The sequence below is a fragment of the Streptomyces sp. NPDC059201 genome (genome assembly GCF_042754585.1).
In the GTDB taxonomy this organism is placed as follows: Bacteria; Actinomycetota; Actinomycetes; order Streptomycetales; family Streptomycetaceae; genus Streptomyces.
Genome location: NZ_JBHZBB010000003.1, coordinates 391587 through 411100 on the forward strand (window position 1 = coordinate 391587; position 19514 = coordinate 411100).

The 19514-nt window shown below is 74.9% G+C and carries 6 protein-coding genes; 4 read left to right on the plus strand and 2 right to left on the minus strand.

The annotated features are described in order from the left end of the window. Positions 1 to 75: 75 nt before the first annotated feature. Both ACFXMG_RS12140 and ACFXMG_RS12145 read right to left on the minus strand, forming a co-directional pair. A complete protein-coding gene (locus ACFXMG_RS12140; protein ID WP_383821907.1) occupies positions 76 to 831 on the minus strand; it encodes an ABC transporter permease in 756 nt (251 codons plus the stop codon). Between the two features lie 188 nt (positions 832 to 1019). After that, positions 1020 to 2279 carry an MFS transporter gene (locus ACFXMG_RS12145; RefSeq protein ID WP_384338742.1) on the minus strand — a complete coding sequence of 420 codons (1260 nt, stop codon included), beginning with the start codon at positions 2277 to 2279 and terminating at the stop codon, positions 1020 to 1022. Between the two features lie 514 nt (positions 2280 to 2793). On the opposite strand from ACFXMG_RS12145, the gene ACFXMG_RS12150 reads away from it, so the two are divergent. The 4 genes from ACFXMG_RS12150 (at position 2794) to ACFXMG_RS12165 (ending at position 19503) form a co-directional block, all read left to right on the plus strand. Then, positions 2794 to 6573 (plus strand): amino acid adenylation domain-containing protein, encoded by a 3780-nt coding sequence (locus ACFXMG_RS12150; protein ID WP_383821904.1) that lies wholly within the window; start codon positions 2794 to 2796, stop codon positions 6571 to 6573. A gap of 80 nt (positions 6574 to 6653) precedes the next feature. Continuing rightward, a complete protein-coding gene (locus ACFXMG_RS12155) occupies positions 6654 to 7703 on the plus strand; it encodes a MupA/Atu3671 family FMN-dependent luciferase-like monooxygenase (RefSeq protein ID WP_383821901.1) in 1050 nt (349 codons plus the stop codon). Between the two features lie 20 nt (positions 7704 to 7723). Continuing rightward, the gene (locus ACFXMG_RS12160) at positions 7724 to 15532 is read left to right on the plus strand and encodes an amino acid adenylation domain-containing protein (RefSeq protein ID WP_383821898.1); all 7809 of its coding nucleotides are present in this window, start codon (positions 7724 to 7726) and stop codon (positions 15530 to 15532) included. After that, positions 15529 to 19503, plus strand: coding sequence for an amino acid adenylation domain-containing protein (locus ACFXMG_RS12165; RefSeq protein ID WP_383821895.1), 3975 nt, complete (start codon positions 15529 to 15531; stop codon positions 19501 to 19503). Before ACFXMG_RS12160 ends, ACFXMG_RS12165 begins: the two co-directional genes overlap by 4 nt. Positions 19504 to 19514: the final 11 nt, after the last annotated feature.

A 19514-nucleotide genomic window follows, 5' to 3' on the forward strand; every position in this document is an offset into this window, starting at 1 on the left:
CGGACGTCCGAGCTCAAGCCATTTTTTCGACCGGCGCCGCTTGGGCGGGAAGGGGGGTGCGTCTGTCAAGGGGCGTCACTGGAGTGGGGGTTCGGGGCGGACGATGCGGTCGCGGGCCACGAGTTCGAGGGTGAGGGCGGCGGCGACCGCCTGGACGAGCAGCAGCGCGACGAGGACGAAGAGCTGCACCGCGCCCGCCTCCCACGGGGACGCGCCTCCGAGGAGCATGCCCACGAAGGCTCCCGGCAGGGTGACCAGTCCGACGGTACGCGTCTGGTCCATGCCCGGCAGGAGCGCGTCGGCCGCGGCGGTGCGCGCCACCTCCATACGGGCCTCCCGGTCGCTCAGGCCCAGCGCGAGACCCGCCTCCACCTCGCCCCGGCGGGACGCGAGCTCGTCGAGCGCCCTGCGCCCGGCCAGCACCGTCGCGGTGAGCGCGCCCCCGATGAGGATGCCGGTGACGGGCACGAGCGCGATGCCCCGCACGGGTACCACTCCCGTGGCGAGCAGGACGAGGACCACGGGCACGACCCCGGCGGCGATCGGAACCGCCACCCACGGCCAGGAGCGCCCCGGCGCCGGGACGACCCGCCGCCCCGCCGTGCGCACCGCGACCGCGAACATGAGCAGGAGGAAGCAGAGGAGCAGCGGTACGACGCGGACGACCCAGCCGATCACGAAGGAGACCGCGACGAGCTGCGCGGCGGCGCGGGCCCCGGCGAGGAGGGTGTCGCGGGGGCGACCGAGCCGGGCGACCGTGACCACTCCGGCCGCGAGGGCGAGGAGAACCGCCAGAAGCACCGCAAACGTCACGTTCACGTCGAGAAGCACGCGCCAACCCTACGATCACGCGCGAGCCGGGCGGCGCACGACGTTCGGCGTTCGCCCTCATTACTGGTCGTGAAACTTTGGCTGGAATGGGCGCGCCTCGGAAGGATGAATTCGGTCCGGGTTTTGATCTTGGCGCATTCCGTTCCCTATCCAGCGCATTTCGGCCTTCCGCTGTTCTGGCCAGAAATCTAGGAAGGTAGGTCGCGGAGGCCGCGGAGAGGGGTGACGAGAAGGAATGCGCCGGCGGACACCAGGGCGGCGGTCACCACCCACATCGTGGGGCGGGCGCCGAATAGGGAGGCGAGGGAGCCGGCCAGGAGGGCGCCCACGGGAATGGTGCTGTAGTTGAGGAACAGGGTGGTCGCGGTGACGCGGCCGCGCATCTCGGCCGGGCAGTACGCCTGCCGGAAGCTGACGATGACGACGTTGCAGGCCACGACCCCGGCGAACAGCACGACCGTGCCGAGCACGAAGAACGCCAGCCTCGGCCCGGGGCCGGTGAGCGCGGCCAGCAGGCCGAAGGGCGCGGCGGTGAACTGGACGACCAGCAGGGCGCGGGCCGTGCCCAGGCGCTTGGCGAGCCGCCCGGCCACGAGGCCGCCGAGCACCCCGCCGAGACCGCCGCAGGAGACGAGCCAGCCGAGGGTGTCGGAGCCGACGCCGACCGTCCGTACGAGAAAGACGATCTGGACGGCCTGGAAACCGGCCATCGCCAGGTTGACCGCCGCGCCGAACGCGGTGACCGCCCGGACCAGCGGATCGCCGACGACGAAGCGCAGCCCGTCGGCGATCTCACGGCTCAGACGTCGGCGGGGCGCCGGGGCGGGGCGCGGCGCGTCGGAGCGGATGGCGAGGAGACAGAGCGAGGACACCACGAAGGAGGCCGCGTCGAGCAGCAGACCCGGCACGCTGCCCACGGTCTGGGCGATCAGCCCGCCGAGCCCGGGACCCGCCACCCTGGCCGCCTGGTCACCGGCCTGGAGCTGCGCGTTCCGCCCCATCAGGTCCTCCGTGGGGACCAACTGGGGCAGATAGGCCGAGTAGGCCGTGGAGAAGAAGACGGAGGCGGTGCCGGCGACCAGGGCGGCCGCGAGCAGGTGCCCGATGGTCAGGACTCCCAGCCACCAGGTGGCCGGAACGCTGACGAAGACCGCCACGGAGACGGCGTTGCACACCAGCATCACCCGGCGCGCCGGGAGCCGGTCGACCCACGCGCCGGCCGGCAGCCCGATGACCAGCCACGGCAGCCACGGCGCGGCGGTGAGCACCCCCATCACGAACGGCGAGGCGTGGAGGGTGGTGACGGCGACGAGCGGCAGCAGGACGGACGTCACGCTGGTGCCCAGCTTGCTGGTGGTCTCACCGACGAGCAGCAGACGGAAGTTCCGGTGCGGGTGTCCGCCCCGGCCTTTCTCGGTCTGCGCGGCAGTGGGCGCGGCGGATTCCAGCGCAAGCCTCCGGACGACTTCGACAACCGACGGTTTTCCGGCGCGCGCACAGAGCGGGTACAGAGCAGGTTCGGAGCAGGTACAGAGCAAGTGCGGTGGCCGTGAGTTCGCGCTGGATCGTACAAGTTCATCGCCCGGGAAACCAGGGTGGCCATTTCCCACCGGTGCCGCTTACGCTCTACCCCGCCCATTGCCAGCGCACCATGCCTCATGGGAGGGTCGAGCCCGGATGATCAATCCGTTCGAGAATGAGAGTCCGGCCCATTCCTCGCCCTCATCCCTCACGAGGACCAACACGCTCACCGGCCCCTGGAATTCGACATTCCGGCCGGATGGGCGACGCTCTGCGGGCCGGAGCGGCAGGCAAGCGGACGGCGGCGTGGAAGCGGCCCGGCGTCTGTAGTCCTCCGCCGGTATCGGGCTCCGGCCGACCCGTCCGCCTCCGTCCCCGTCTCTGCCTCCGTCCCCGTCTCCGCCTCCATCGACAACCCCCTTTCCGTGCAAGGAGCTGTCCGTGGTCACCAGCGCGATCGATCTCCTCACGCGTTTCCTGCGGGAGGCGGACCGGCACCCCGAGCGCGCAGCCGTGGTCACGCCGTCGGAGTCGGTGACCTTCGGCGAGCTGCGCGAACGGGTGGAGCGGACCGCCCGTTCCCTGAGCGAGGCGGGCGCGGGGCCCGGCACGACCGTCTTCCTCGAACTCGCCTCCGGCGTCGACCTGGTGACGGCGATGCTCGCGGTGTGGCGGGCCGGAGCGGCGTACGCGCCGCCCGGTCCTGGCCTTCCGGTGGTGGAGGACGGGCGGCACGTGCTCGTCGGGGACGGAGGGGCACGCCTGGTGGTCGCCTCGGGAGCGGTCGGCCGCCCCCGCGCGGGAACCGTCGGCCAGGCCGATGCCGCGTGCCACGTACGGGAGTTGGAGGACCGGGGCGCGTATCCCCCGGCGCCGTCCCGGGTGGCGGGGCACGCGGGTGCCGGCCTCGACGCCTCCGTACGCCACTGGGCCCGGGTCTGTCGCGGCGACACCCTCCTCCTCCCGACAGACGAACTGTGCGCCGACCCAACCCTGTTCGCGCGGTTCCTGCGGGAGGCCGGGGCCACCGAACTCGACGTCACCCCCTCCCAATGGGAGGCCCTGCGCTCCAACGTCCTGTCCGCCGTGCCGCCGGACGCCCCTCCGCTGCGCCTCCTGCTCGACGGGGAGCCCGTCTCCCCGGCCCCCACCGCCCCCGTACGGCCGCTGCTCGACCTCTTCGAGGAGTACGCCGGGAGCACGCCCGACGCCACGGCCCTGGTGTTCGGGGAGGACGAGGTCCCGTACGGCGAACTCGACGCCCGCGCGAACCGGCTGGCCCATGTGCTGGCCGCGCGGGGCGCCGGGCCGGAGACCCTGGTGGCCTCGGCGCTCGACCGTTCGGTGGACCTGGTCGTCGCGGTCCTGGCGGTGATGAAGACCGGGGCCGCCCACCTTCCGGTGGACCCCGGCTACCCGGAGCGGCGGATCGCCCACATCCTGGGCGACGCGGCCCCGGCCCTGCTCCTCGCGGACTCCGGCACGGTCCTCCCGGACTCCGGTACGGTCCTCCCGGCCGGCGCCGCAACACCCCGGATCGACCTGGACGCCCCGGAGATCCGCGCGGCGCTGCGGCGCGCCCCGGCGTCCGGGCCGCCGGCCGGCGCCCAACGCGCGGCGGGCGCCCTGCCCGCGTACGTCATCTACACCTCAGGGTCCACCGGCCTGCCGAAGGGTGTGGTCGTCACCCGCTCCGGGCTCGCCCATCTGGCCGCCCATCAGCGCGGGGCGCTCGCGGTGGACGCCGACAGCCGGGTCCTCCAGTTCGCCTCGCCCAGCTTCGACGCGTTCTTCTGGGAGCTGGCGATGGCGCTGTCCGCCGGGGCCGCGCTCGTCCTGGCGCCCGCGCGCGGTCTGCTGCCGGGGCCGGGGCTGAGCCGTCTCGCCGACGAGCGGCGGATCACCCACGCGACCTTGCCCCCGTCGGTGCTGCGCGTCCTGCCGGCCGACGCCCTCCCCCACGTACGCGTCCTGGTCTCCGCCGGCGAGGCCCTGGACGCGGAACAGCGGCGGCGCTGGGCTCCCGGCCGGACCCTGATCAACGCGTACGGGCCGACGGAGACCACGGTCTGCGCCACCATGAGCGCGCCCCTCGCGGAGGACTCCGGAACCCCGCCGATCGGCGAGGCGATCCAGGGCACGCGCCTGCGTCTCCTCGACGACGCGCTGCGGCCGGTGCCCGTCGGCGTGGTGGGTGAGCTGTACGTCGCCGGGGCGGGGCTGGCGCGTGGCTACCTCGACCGGCCCGGCCTGACGGCGGAGCGCTTCGTCGCGGATCCGTACGGCCCGGCCGGGACGCGGATGTACCGCACCGGCGATCTCGCCCGCCGGACGACCACGGGCGAACTGGAGTTCGCTGGTCGTACGGACGACCAGGTCAAGGTGCGCGGGCACCGGATCGAACCGGGCGAGATCGAGGCGCGCCTCGCGGGCCACCCCCGGGTGTCCGCCGCCGCCGTGACCGTGCGGGAGGACCGGGACGGCGACCGGCGGCTCGTCGCCTACGTCCGCCGCGAGCCCACAGCGCCCGCGAGCGCCGACCGGCCCAGTGACGCTGAGCGTGTGGCCGCATGGCGGCGCGTCCACGACGCCGTGCCGGCGGAGGACGCGCCGATGCCCTTCGGCGAGGACTTCCGTGGATGGAACAGCAGCTACGACGGCAGCCCTCTCCCGCCGGAGCACCTGCGGGAGTGGCGCGACGAGACGGTACGGAGCATCCGCGCGCTGCGGCCCCGGCGTGTCCTCGAACTCGGCGTGGGCAGCGGCCTGTTGCTGTCGCAGCTCGCTCCGGAGACGGAGAGCTACTGGGGGCTCGATCTCGCGCCCCGGGTGATCGAGCGGCTGCGGCGGCAGGTGGAGGAGCGGCCGGAGCCGGCCGGGCGGGTCGTCCTGCACAGCCGTCCGGCCGACGACCACGAGGGCGTCCCACGTGGGTACTTCGACGTGGTCGTCCTCAACTCCGTCGTCCAGTACTTCCCCAGCGGGCGCTATCTCGCGCGCGTCCTCAAGCTCGCGGCGGACGCGCTCGCCTCCGGAGGCGCGGTGTTCGTCGGCGACGTCCGGCACCTGGGCCTGATGGATACCTTCCACGGGGCGCTCGCGAGCCACTCGCCGGACACCGTCCCGGGCAGCGGCGAGCACCGCCGGGCAGTGGCGCGCGGCATGGCCACGGAGCCGGAACTGCTGGTGGATCCCGCCTACTTCCGCACGCTGACGGCCGGGGAGGAGGGCCCCGGTCCGCTCTTCGCGTCGTGCGACGTCCGCCTGAAGCGGGGCTCCCACCACAACGAACTGACCCGCTACCGCTACGACGCCGTCCTGCGCCGCACCGACGACACCCGCCCCCACATCGGCGCGGTGGCGGAACTCCGATGGGGTACGGACGTCCGCACCCCCGAGGCCCTCGCCGACGCCCTGTGGGAGCGGGCGCGGAAAGCGGTCTCCGTCCGGCTCACCGGAGTCCCCAACGCCCGTCTGGCCGGGGACCTGCGCGCGTCCGGCGGGACACCCGACACAGGCCCGGACCCGGAGGGCCTGGCCTGCCTCGGCGAACGACTGGGCTACCGCGTCGCGCTGCGCTGGTCCGCGACGCCGGGACCCGACCACCTCGACGCCGAGTACACCTTCGGGGAGCGGCACTTCCCGGCGGCGCCCGGGAGCGAAAGCCGGGCCGGAGTGGGTCCCGAGCAGTACGTCAACGTGCCCTTCGCGGCGTCCGGCGATGCGGAGCTCGTCGCGTCGGTCGCCGCGTGGGCGGCCGCGTACCTCCCCTCCCCCATGGTGCCGTCCGAGGTCGTCGTCCTCGACGAGTTCCCGCTCACTCCGCACGGCAAGCTCGACCGGGCGGCCCTGCCTGCCGCGTCCCGCGCCCGGACGGCGAGTGGCCGCCTTCCCCGGACTCCGGGAGAGGCGGCGCTGTGCCGGATCTTCGCGGAGGTGCTCGGGCTCGCGGCGACGGACGCCCCGGGAACGACGGACACCCCGGGCGCGACGGACACCCTGGGCACGACGCACGCCGTCGGTATCGACGACGACTTCTTCGCCCTCGGCGGCCACTCGCTGCTCGTGACCCGGCTGGTGAGCCGTGTGCGCGCCGAGCTGGGGGTGGAGCTTCCGGTGGGCGCGGTCTTCGGGGCGCCCACGCCGGCCGGCCTCGCGCCCCGGCTCAGCGACGCCCGGCCGGCGAGACCGGGGCTGCGGAGGATGGCCCGCCCCGGCTGACGGCGGCACGGGACAGCACGGGGACAGCACGGGACAGCACGGCCCAGCGCGGTACCGACAGGGTGATCGAAGGAATCCCGATGGACTTCAGCCTCTTCTACTTCGCCGACGACAGCACACCCGCCGGGGACGCCGGGCGGTACGAGCTGCTGCTGGAGGGCGCCCGCTTCGCCGACCGGCACGGCTTCCGCGCGGTGTGGACGCCCGAGCGGCACTTCCACCCCTTCGGCGGGCTCTACCCGAACCCCTCCGTCATGGGCGCCGCCCTGGCGATGGTCACGCACACCGTCGCCATCCGCGCCGGAAGCGTCGTCGCGCCGCTCCACCATCCGCTGCGGATCGCCGAGGAGTGGTCGGTCGTGGACAACCTCTCCGGCGGCCGGGCCGGGGTGTCCCTCGCCTCCGGCTGGCACCCGGTGGACTTCGCGCTGAGCCAAGTGCCGTACGAGGACCGCAAGCGCGTCCTGACCGACAGCATCGCGCGGCTCCGGGGGCTGTGGCGCGGCGACGGCCACGAGGTCGTGGACGGGAACGGCTCCCCGGCGACCGTACGCGTCTACCCGCCGCCGGTGCAGCGCGAGCTGCCGCTCTGGGTGACCAGCGCCGGCGACGCCGCCACCTTCCGCACGGCGGCGGAGGCACGGGCCGGAGTCCTCACCCACCTGCTCCAGCAGGACAGCGACGAACTCGCCGGAAAGATCGCCGACTACCGGCGCACGGCGCGCGAGACGCACGACGGCTGGGACGGGCACGTCGTCCTCATGCTGCACACCTTCCTCGGCACCGGCCGGGACGAGGTGCGCGCCACCGTCGAAGAGCCGCTGCGCGCCTACCTGAGGAGTTCGATCCATCTCATCGCGCGCTCTTTCCGCTCCGTCGACCCGGACTTCGACCTCGACGCGCTGGAGGAGGAGGACATCGACTTCCTCCTCGACCAGTCCTTCGAGCACCACTTCGAGCAGCGGGGGCTGTTCGGGACGGTGCGGAAGGCGACGGCGACGGTCGAGCGGCTGCGCGGCATCGGCGTGGACGAGATCGCCTGCCTGATCGACTTCGGCATCGACACCAAGACCGTCCTGGACGGGCTGCGCCACCTGAACGCCCTCCGCGAAGCATGCCAAGCGGACTGACCCGAGAGGCCGGTACCACCGTGATCCCCCTGTCGTTCGCACAGTCGCGGTTCTGGTTCCAGCGGGAGATGGGACCCGGCGGCACCACGCCCAACCCTTCCATGGCGCTCCGGCTGACGGGCCCGCTGGACGTGACGGCGATGCGCGACGCCCTCCGGGACGTGGTGGCGCGGCACGAGAGCCTGCGCACCCTCTTCCCGGTCGTCGACGGGGTGCCGGGGCAGCGGATCCTGGAGGCGGTGTCGGTCGAACTACCCGTGCGCCAGGTCGCCGAGAAGGACGTCGAGGCGGCGGTGGCCGACGCGGCCGAGCACCTCTTCGACCTGGAGCGCGAACTCCCTCTGCGGGCCGTCCTGTTCGCGGTCGACTCCCCCGGGCACCACGTGCTGGCGATCACCGTGCACCACATCGCCTTCGACGGCTGGTCGGTCGCGCCGTTCCTCCGCGACCTCGCGCACGCCTACACCGCACGCCTCGACGGCCTGCCGCCGTCCTGGGAGGAACTCCCCTTCCAGTACGTGGACTTCACCCTCTGGCAGCGCAAGGAGCTGGGCGCGCCCGACGACCCCGGCAGCGTCTTCGCCGGGCAACTGGCGCACTGGACGCGCATCCTCGCCGATGCGCCGGCCGAACTCCCCCTCCCCACCGACCGTCCGAGGCCCGCCACCGCCACCCACCGGGCGGGGACCGTCCCCTTCCATCTGCCGCCCGACAGCGTCCGGCAGCTCTCCCGGCTCGCCCTCCGGCACGGCGCCAGCACCTTCATGGTCCTGCACGCGGCGCTCGCGGGTTTCCTCCGGAGGCTCGGCGCGGGCACCGACATCCTGGTCGGCAGCCCGGTCGCCGGGCGCACCGACGTGGGTCTCGACGACCTCGCCGGCTGCTTCGTCAACACCGTCGTCGTCCGCACCGACACCTCCGGCGACCCCGACTTCCACGACCTGCTCCGGCAGGCGCGGACGGGCGTCATGGCCGCGCTCGACCACCAGGACGCGCCCTTCGAGCAGGTCGTGGAGGCCGTCAACCCGCCCCGGTCGGCGGGCCGGCACCCGCTCTTCCAGGTCATGCTCAGCCTCCAGAACAACGCGGGCGCCGCCGTGCGCCTCCCCCACCTCGACACCCGCCTGCTGGCCCCGCCCGAGCACCGCAGGCTCGCGTTCGACCTCCTCCTCGACCTCACGGAGACCGAAGGGGCGCTCGACGGCTCCCTGGTCTACGCCCGCGACCTCTTCGACCACGCCACCGCCGAGCGTCTGCTCCGCCACTTCACCTCCTTCCTGACCCAGGCACTGGCCGCGCCGGAACAACCCATCGGCCGGCTCGAACTCCTCGACCCCGCCGAGCGCCGCACGACGCTGGAGACGGGGAAGGGACGGGAAACGGCGCTTCCGGCCGACTCGGTGCCGGAGCTGTTCCGGCGCCGCGCGGCCGCCGCGCCCGACGACCTCGCCGTCGTCTGCGGCGCGACCCGGCTCACGTACGCCGCTCTCGACGCGCGGGCCGACCGGCTCGCCCGCCGTCTGTGCCGTCGCGGCGCCGGTCCGGAGCGGCTGGTCGCGGTGGCCATGAGCCGCTCGGCCGATCTCGTCGTCGCCCTGCTCGCCGTCCTCAGGACGGGGGCCGCGTACCTGCCCCTGGACCCCCGCAACCCGGACGAGCGCCAGCGTGCCGTCCTGGCGGACGCGCGGCCCTGCCTGCTCCTGGCGGACGCGTCCACGAAGGAGCGGGCCGCAGCCCTCGCGGGCGAGGCGCCCGGTCTGCCGCTGGTCCTGGCCGACGAGGATCCCGACGCGGACGGTGACGGGATGACGCATACAGGAAAGTGGCCGGTCGTCACGGGCGACCGGGCCGCATACGCGATGTACACGTCCGGGTCCACCGGCCGCCCCAAGGGCGTCCTGGTGACCCACCGGAACGTCGTCGCCCTCGCGTCCGACCCCTGCTGGGCGGCCGACGGCGGCCACGCGCGCGTGCTCGCCCACTCGCCGCACTCCTTCGACGCCTCGACGTACGAGCTGTGGGTGCCGCTGCTCGGCGGCGGCACGGTCGTCATGGCGCAGCCCGGCGACAGCTCGCCGCAGGCGCTGGAGCGGGCCGTGGCCGAAGGGGGCGCGACCAGCGCGTTCCTCACCACCTCGCTCTTCAACCTGCTGGTCGCGGAGGGCAGTCCGCTGCTCGGCCGCCTCGACCACGTCTGGACGGGCGGGGAGCAGCCGTCGGCCGGTGCCGTGCGGCGGATGCTGACGGACTTCCCCGGCACCGCCCTGACCCATGTCTACGGGCCGACCGAGAACACGACGTTCACCACCTTCGGGCGCCTGGAGCCGGGCGGCCGGGACACGGATCCCGGCAGGCCGCCGATCGGGCGGCCGATGGCGAACACGCGGGTGTACGTGCTGGACGAGCGGCTGCGGCCGGTGCCGGTGGGCGTGCCGGGAGAGCTGTACGTCGCGGGCGCCGGGCTCGCCCGGGGCTACCTCGGCCGTCCGGCCCTCACGGCCGGGCGCTTCGTCGCCGACCCCTACGGCGCGCCCGGCACCCGCATGTACCGCACGGGCGACGTCGTGCGGTGGACCGCCGAGGGCGAGCTGGACTTCCTGGCCCGCGCCGACGACCAGGTGAAGATACGGGGCTTCCGCATCGAACCCCGCGAGGTCGAGGCCGCCCTGGAGCGCCATCCGGCCGTCGGCCGCGCCGCCGTCCTCGTGCGCGAGGACGCGCGCGGGGAACGCGGCCTCGTCGCCTACGTCGTCCCCACCGGGGACGCGGGCAGTGGCACCGACATCACGGGCGAGATCGCCGAGCACGCCGGGCGAACCCTGCCCGACTACATGGTCCCCCTCGTCGTCCTGCTCCCCGGCGGGCTTCCCCTCACGCCCAACGGCAAGCTCGACCGGGCGGCTCTGCCCGCCCCCTCGGAGGCCGCCGCTCGCTCCGGCGCGCCCCGCCCGCCCCGTACGCCCGCCGAGCGGCTGGTGTGCGGGCTGTTCGGCGAGGTCCTCGGGGTGCCAGCGGTCGGCGCGGACGACGACTTCTTCGCGCTCGGCGGGCATTCCCTGCTGGCCATCCGCCTGGTGAACCGGCTGCGCGAGGTGCTGGACGGCGGGGTCGGGATGCGTGACGTCTTCGAGGCGCCGACGCCCGCCGGTCTCGCCGGGCGGTTCGGGTCCCCGGGTGCCGGGCGTGGCCCGCTGCGGCCCCGGCCGCGCGGTGACGTCCTGCCGCCGTCGTTCTCCCAGCTCCGGTTCTGGCTTCAGGGCGAGCTGGCGGAGGGGGCCGCCGCGCACACCGTGACGACCGCGCTGCGCCTGTCGGGTCCGCTGGACGCCGGGGCGCTGGCGGCGGCGCTCGGGGACGTGGTGGCGCGGCACGAGAGCCTGCGTACCGTGTTCCCGGTCACGGACGGAGTGCCCAGTCAACTCATCCTGGAGCCGACCGAGTTCGAGCTTCCGGTAAGGGAGGTCGGGGAGCGGGACGTCGCAGCGGTGGTGGCCGAGGCGTCGGAGCACGGCTTCGACCTGGCCCGTGAGAGACCGGTGCGGGCGGAGCTCTTCGCCTGCGCCCCAGAGGAGCACGTCCTCGCCCTCACGATCCACCACATCGCGTACGACGGCTGGTCCGCCGCTCCTCTCCTCCGCGACCTCTCCGCGGCCTACGCCGCCCGCCTGTGGAACCAGGCTCCCGAGCTCCCCGAACTCCCGCTCCAGTACGCCGACTTCACCCTGTGGCAGCGGGAGGCACTCGGCGACCCCGGCGACCCGGACAGCCCCTTCGCGCGCCAACTCGCCCACTGGGCCACCACTCTCACCGGCGCGCCCGACGAGACCCCGCTGCCCGCCGACCGGCCCCGCCCCGCCACCGCGAGCCACCGCGCCGGTACGGTGCCGTTCCGGCTCGCCCCGGAGGACCACGCGCGCCTCACCCTCCTGGCGCGCGGCCACGGCGTGAGCGTGTTCATGGTGCTGCACGCCGCCCTGGCGGGGCTGCTGCGGCAGCTCGGGGCCGGGACGGACGTCCTCGTCGGCAGCCCGGTCGGCGGGCGCTCCGACAGCGGGCTCGACGAGCTCGTCGGCTGCTTCGTGAACACGGTGGTGGTGCGGACCGACGTCTCCGGGGATCCGGACTTCGGCGGCCTGCTCGGCCGCGTCCGCGCCGGCGTCCTCGCCGCGCTGGAGAACCAGGACGTGCCCTTCGAGCGGGTCGTGGAGGCCGTCGACCCTGTTCGGTCGGCGGCCCGGCACCCGCTCTTCCAGGTCATGCTGAGCCTCCAGAACAACGCGGCCGGTGCCGTGGAGCTGCCCGGCCTCCGCGCCGAGGTGCTGGACCACGGGCAGTACCGGTCCGTCCCCTTCGACCTCCTCTTCGACGTCACCGAGTCCGGCGGGGGCCTGGACGGCACCCTCGTGTACGCGCTCGACCTCTTCGACCACGCCACGGCGGAGCGGCTCGCCGGGTGCTTCACCCGCTTCCTCGCCGACGCGGTCGCCCGCCCCACCCGACCGGTGCGGGAGCTGGACGTCCTCTCCCCCGCCGAGCGGCACACTCTGCTCGCCGAGTGGAGCGGCCCGGCGACCGGTGCGCCGCCCGTGAACGGTTCGGTGGCGCGGTGGTTCCGGGAGCAGGCCGCCCGGACGCCCGACGCGGTGGCGGTGCTCCACGGGTCCCGCAGGGTCGCGTACGGGGAGCTCGACGCGCGGGTCGACCGGCTCGCCCGGCACCTGCGGCAGCTCGGCGCGGGCCCAGAGCGGCTGATCGCCGTCGCCATGGACCGCACGCCCGACCTGCTGGTCGCGCTCCTCGCCGTACACCGGACCGGTGCCGCCTACCTCCCGGTCGATCCGCACCACCCCAGGGACCGGGTGACGGCGGTGCTGTCCGAGGCCGCGCCGCTCCTGGTGCTCACGGACCGCGCCACGCGCGACGCGCTCGGCGCCGCCGAATGGCTCGCGCTGGACGAGCCCCCGCTCGCCACGGCGCTCGCCGCCGCGACCGGGGGCGAGGAGCCGGAGCCGGACGCGGAGGCGGACCCGGACGCGGAGGCGGACCCGGAGGCGGACCCGGACGCAGCGATCCCGGACGACCGCACGGCGTACGTCCTCTACACCTCCGGTTCCACGGGCCGGCCGAAGGGCGTCACGGTCTCCCACCGCAACCTCGCGCATCTGCTGGCCGCGATGCGCGACCGGCTGCCGCTGGGCCCCGCCGACCGGCTGCTCGCCGTGACGACCGTCGCCTTCGACATCGCCCACCTGGAACTCCTCCTCCCGCTGCTCGGCGGCGCCGCCGTCGTCCTCGCCGCGCCCGACGAGGTGCGCGAGCCGCAAGCCCTCGGCCGGCTGATCCGGCGGCACGGGGTCACCGCCGTCCAGGCGACGCCGTCCCTGTGGACCGGCCTCGTGGCCGAGGTCCCCGAGGCGGTCCGGGGACTGCGCGTCCTCGTCGGCGGCGAGGCGCTGCCGCCCGCCCTGGCCGCCGGTCTCACCGCCCTGGCCTCCAAGGTCACCAACGTGTACGGACCGACCGAGACGACCATCTGGTCCCTCGCGGCCCCGATCGGCCCGGACGACGCGGAGCAGCCGCCGCTCGGCTCACCGCTCGGCGACACCCGCGTGTACGTCCTGAACGAGGCCCTGCGGCCGGTGCCCGTCGGGGTGCCGGGCGAGCTGTACATCGGGGGCGCGGGCGTGGCCCGGGGCTACCTCGGGCGCCCGGGGCTGACCGCCGAGCGGTTCGTCGCCGATCCGTACGGCCCGCCCGGCGCCCGCCTGTACCGCACCGGAGACCTGGTCCGGTGGACGGCGACCGGACGACTCGGCTTCCTCGGGCGCGCCGACGACCAGGTGAAGCTGCGCGGTTTCCGGATCGAGCCGCGCGAGATCGAGGCGGTCCTGGACCGCCACGCCCGCGTCGTCCGCAGCGCCGTCGTGGTGCGCGAGGACCGGCCAGGCGAGCGGCGGCTCGTCGCGTACGTGGTCCCCGTCCGGGCCGCGACCACCACGGAACCCACCGCCGACGGCCTCGTCCCCGAACTCACCGCGTGGGCGCGGCGGGCGCTGCCGCCGTACATGCTCCCCGTCGTCGTCGTGCTTCCCGACGGGCTGCCGCTCACGCCGAACGGGAAGGTCGACCGGGCCGCGCTGCCCGCCCCGCTCTCACCCGCCGCGTCCGGTGCCGGGGAGAGGCGGGGGCCGGAGACGCCCGCCGAGAAGATCCTCTGCGAGCTGTTCGCGGCCGTCCTCGGGCGGACCGAGGTCGGCGTCGAGGACGACTTCTTCGAGCTCGGCGGCGACAGCATCGTGTCGATCCGGCTGGTGTCCCGGGCCCGTTCACGCGGTCTGGCCCTCTCCACGAAGGACGTCTTCCGGTACCGGACCGTCGCCGCGCTGGCCGTCCACGCGAAGGTACGGCCGCCCAGGGCGGGCGCGTCGACCGGAGCCGCCCCGGCGGAGCCGCGAGCGTCGTCCGACGACGTGCCGCTCACCCCGATCGTCCACTGGCAGCGCGAGCGGGGCGGCCCCGTCGACGGCTTCCACCAGTCCGTGCTCGTACGGACCCCGGCCGATCTGACCCTGCCGAGCCTTCGCGCGCTGCTCCAGTCGCTCCTCAACCGGCACGACGCCCTGCGGATCCGGCTGACGCGCGCGCCCGCGTGGCGCCTGGAGGTGCTGCCGCGCGGCGCGGTCGACGCTGCCGGGCACGTCGTACGGATCGACGCGGCCGGCCTCCCCGCAGGGAGGCTCGCGGACCTGGTGCGCGCCGAGGCGGACGCGGCGCGGCGGCGGCTGGCGCCCGGCGAGGGCAACATGCTCCAGGCCGTGTGGTTCGACGCGGGTCCCGGCGCGCCCGGACGGATGCTCCTGATGATCAACCACCTGGTCGTGGACGGCGTTTCGTGGCGGATCCTCCTGGAGGATCTGAGCACGGGCGTGGCCTCGCCCCGGACGGCGGGGCCGGACTTCACGCCCGTGTCGTTCGCCGACTGGGGCCGCCGCCTGGAGCGCGAGGCGCGCGCCCGCGCGTCCGAACTCCCCTTCTGGCAGGGGCTCGTCGAGGGGGCGCAGGCTCTCGTCGCGGGCGCGGACCTCGTCGCCGGCCGTGACGTCGAGGGCTCGAAGCGCTCCGTCACCCGCGTCCTGCCCGCCGACCGGACGGAGCCGCTGCTGACCCGGGTGCCCGCCCGGCTCGGCGTCGGCGTGAACGCGGTGCTGCTCGGCGCGCTGAGCACGGCCGCGAGCCACTGGCGTACGGCCTCCGGCCCTGACCCCGCGTCCGGGGGCGCCGCGCCGTTCCTCGTGGACGTGGAGGGGCACGGGCGCGAGGAGATCGCCGGCGGCCTCGATCTGGCGGCGACCGTGGGCTGGTTCACCAGCATGTTCCCCGTACGGCTCCCGGGGCGGCCGGACGACCCGGAGGGCACCGTACGGGACGTGGACGCCGGGCTGCGGAGCATGCCGGACAAGGGGCTCGGCTTCGGGCTGCTGCGTCATCTCCATCCGGAGACCGCGCGGGTGCTCGCGGCGGGGCCCCGGGCGCAGATCCTGTTCAACTACCTGGGCCGGTTCGACCGGCCGGGGGAGGCCGACTGGGGGCTCGCGCCGGAAGCCGGCGCGGTCTCCGGGGGCGGCGACCCCGAGATGCCCCTGACGCACCTCCTGGAGGTGTCGGCGGTCGTCCACGACCGTGGCGGCGCCCGGCCGGAACTCCACGTCACCTGGGCGTATCCGGAGGCCCTGCTGGGGCGGCCCCGGGTGGAGGCGCTGGCCGACGCCTGGTTCGAGGCCCTGGAGACCCTGATCGCACGCACCGGAGAAGCGGGAGAGACGGCGTGACCTCATCGGATCGCACGTACGAGCACGCCCAGGAGCACGCCCACGAGGATGCCCATGGGCTCGCCCACGGGCACGCCCACGCGCGGACGTCGCGCCCGGCGCCGCTCCAGCAAGGGCTGTTCTTCCACACGGCGTTCGACGCGGACGGCCAGGACATCTACACCACCCAACTGGCCCTGGACTTCGAGGGTCCGCTCGACCCCGTCCTCCTGCGGGAGGTCTGCGAGGTGCTCCAGGACCGGCACGACAGCCTCCGGTCCGGGTTCCGTACGGACGCGTCGGGGGCACCCGTACGGTTCGTGCCGTCCCGGGTTCCGACGGCGTGGCGGACGGCCGACGTCACCGGGACGGCGACGGACGAACGGGAGGCCGAGGCCGCGCGGCTGGTCGAGGAGGAGCGGCGGCGGCGCTTCGACACCGCCCGGCCGCCGCTCATCCGCTACCTGCTGATCCGTCTCGACGCCACCCGCTGGCGCTTCGTCCTGACAAACCACCACATCATCCTGGACGGCTGGTCCACCTCGATCCTCCTCGACGAACTCTTCCGGCTGTACGACGCCGGGCGCGGCGCCCGCGACGGTGCCGCCGCCGCTCTCCCGCTGCCTGCGGCCCCCTCGTACACCTCCTACCTGGACTGGCTCGGCACGGTGGACGAGGAGTGGTCCCGGCAGGCGTGGGCGGAGGCGCTGGCCGGGATCCAGGGGCCGACGCTGGTGGCGCCCCGGGCGCGGGGCACCGGCACGGTGGTGCCGGAGCGGGTGGTGCGCGCGCTGCCCGCCGCGCGGACGGCCGCGCTGGCGGACCGGGCGCGGGAGGCGGGGGTCACGCTCGGCACGGTGACGCAGCTGGCCTGGGGGCTGGTGCTGCGGCAGCTGACGGGGCAGGGCGACGTCCTGTTCGGGATCACGGTGTCGGGGCGGGCCGCCGACGTCGACGGCGTCGAGACGATGGTCGGGCTGCTCATCAACACCGTTCCGGCGCGGGTGCGGATCGACCCCCGGGACACGCTGCTCGACCTCCTCGAACGGGTCCAGGACGAGCAGCTCGACCTCTTCGAGCACCATCACGTCGGGCTGACGGAGATCCAGCAGCAGGCGGGGTTCGGGGCGCTCTTCGACACCACGACCGTCTTCGACAACTATCCGGTGGGCTCGGCCGAGCGCCGCCTCGGCGAGGCCGTTCTCGTCGGCGCCACGGGGTTCGACGCCACCCACTATCCGCTCTCCCTGATCTGGACACCGGGCGAGGAGCTGGGCATCCGGCTCGACTTCCGGCCCGATCTGCTCGGGCGCGGGGCGGTGGAGGAGATCGCCGACCGGCTCGAACGGATCCTGGAGACGATCGCCGAGGACCCGCACCGCACGGCGGGCAGCCTGCCGACCCTGTCGGACGGTGAGCGCCGGCGGGTGCTGGAGGAGTGGAACGCCACCGCCCGCCCGGTGGCACCGGCCACCCTGCCCGCCCTGATCGAGGACCGGGCCGCACGGATCCCGGACCTGCCCGCCGTGTCGTACCAGGGGCGTGATCTCCGCTACGGCGAGCTCAACCGCCGGGCGAACCGGCTGGCGCGCGTGCTGCTCGCCGAGGACGCGGGGCCGGAGACCCGGGTGGCGCTGGCGCTGCCGAGGACCCCGGACATGGTCGTCGCGCTGCTCGCCGTGCTCAAGACGGGCGCCGCCTACGTGCCGGTCGACGTGCGCTACCCGGCCGACCGGGTGGCGCGGATGCTCGGCGACGCGCGGCCCCGGCTGGCCGTGGTCACCGGGGCGACCGGGGGCGCGCTGCCGGAGGGGACGGCCGCGCTCGTCCTGGACGACCCCGCCGTGGCACGGCGGATCGAGGCGCAGGAGGGGACGGACGTCGTGGACGCGGAGCGGCCGGTCCCGCTCCTCCCCCGGCATCCGGCCTACGTCATCTACACCTCGGGCACCACCGGGGTCCCCAAGGGCGTGGTCGTCGAGCACGCGAACGCCGTCAACTTCGTGGCGACCGTCGAGGACCACTTCGGCGCCGAGGGCATGGCCCGGGTCCTGGCGTCCACGTCACTCAGCTTCGACGTGTCGGTCTTCGAGATCGTCACGACGCTGGCACTCGGTGGGCAACTGGAGCTGGTCGACGACCTGTTCGCGCTGCTCGAACGGGACGGCTGGGAGGGGAGCCTGATCAGCGGCGTCCCCTCGGCGATGGCGAGCATGGCGGGCATGGCGGGTACGGCTGGTCTGGCGGGCTCCGCGGCGGGGAGTGGCTTCGCGGCGTCGGCGCGGCACGTGGTGCTCGGCGGGGAGGCGGTGCCGCACGCGCTGCTGCGCGAGCTCGGGGCACGGGTGCCCGGCTGCGTGGTCACCAACATCTACGGCCCCACCGAGGCGACCACCTACTCGACGTGGTGGCGCGGCGCCGCCGAGGACCCCGGCGGCGATCCGCCGATCGGCCGGCCGGTGCCCAACGCCCGCCTGTACGTGCTGGATCCGTGGCTCCAGCCGGTCGGCGTGGGGCGGCCCGGTGAGCTGTACATCGCCGGGGCGGGCGTCACCCGCGGCTATCTGAACCGGCCGGCGCTGTCCTCGGAGCGCTTCGTGGCCTGCCCGTTCGGCGCGCCCGGCGGCCGGATGTACCGCACGGGCGACCAGGTGCGGTGGCGGGAGGACGGGCAGCTGGAGTACCTGGGCCGGCTCGACGGGCAGGTGAAGGTGCGCGGCTTCCGGATCGAGCTCGGCGACGTGGAGGCCGCGCTGCTGCGGCACGAGGGCGTGGGGCAGGCCGTCGCGGTGGTGCGGGAGGACCGGGCGGGCGACCGCAGGCTCGTCGCGTACGTCCTGCCGGCCGGGCCCGGGGCGCCGCTCGACGGCACGGACCTGCGGCGCTTCGCCCGGGAGGCGCTGCCGGACCACATGGTGCCGTCGGCGGTGGTCGTGCTGGAGCGGTTCCCGCTGATGCCGAACGGCAAGCTGGACCGGTCGGCGCTGCCCGCCCCCGCGTACGGGGCCGGCGCCCGCCGGGAGGCGGCCCACGCGCACGAGGAGCCGCTGTGCGCGCTCTTCGCCGAGGTGCTCGGGGTGGAGCGGGTGGGTCCGGACGACGGCTTCTTCGATCTGGGCGGGCACTCGCTGCTGGCGACGCGGCTGGTGAGCCGGGTGCGCGCGGTCCTGGGCACCGAACTGTCCGTCCGGGCCCTGTTCGAGGCGCCGACCCCGGCGGACCTCGCCCGCCGGCTCGACGGGGGCGGGGACGGCTCCGGCCTGGACGTGCTGCTGCCGCTGCGGACCGGCGGGCGTCTCAGGCCGCTGTTCGCGGTGCACGCGGCGAGCGGCCTCGCCTGGCCGTACGCCCGGCTGCTGCCGCACCTGGACCCAGACGTGCCGCTGTACGGGCTCCAGGCGCCGAGCCTGGCCGATCCGGAGGGCGGCGCGCGCAAGCCGGAGGAGCTGGTGCGGGAGTACGCGCGGCGGATCCGGGAGGTGGAGCCGGAGGGGCCGTACCGGCTGCTCGGCTGGTCGGTCGGCGGCACGCTCGCCTACGGGGTGGCCGCGGAGCTGGTGGAGTCGGGACACCCCGTGGAGTTCGTGGCGCTGCTCGACTCGTACCCGGCGCCCGAGGAGGGTCTGCCCGGCTGGGAGGCGACGCACCGGCACGTGGCCGGTTCGGCCGGGTTCGCCGAGGACGGCACGCCGCCGGAGCAGATCGCGCTGCTCGGGGAGCGGGTCGTAGAGGGCGCGCGGCTCGCGGTGCGGTCGGCGGTGGACGCGCTGCGGGCCGCTCCGGCGCGGACCCACGGTGTGGACGTGATCCACTTCCGGGCCGCGTCGGACGCCGCGAGCACCGCGCCGGACGCCTGGCGGGCGTACGGCGGCGGGCGGCTCGCGGCCTTCGACGTCGCCTGCGGCCACTACGAGATGCTGGATCCGGCTCCGCTGGCCACGATCGGCGCGGTGCTGTCGGCCCGGGCCACGGAGGGGGCGGCGGGACGATAGGGAGCCGCGGT

Bases quoted from the DNA above. Each gene is read 5' to 3' on its own strand.
- ACFXMG_RS12155 (WP_383821901.1), top strand. From the start codon at position 6,654: ATGGACTTCAGCCTCTTCTACTTCGCCGACGACAGCACACCCGCCGGG.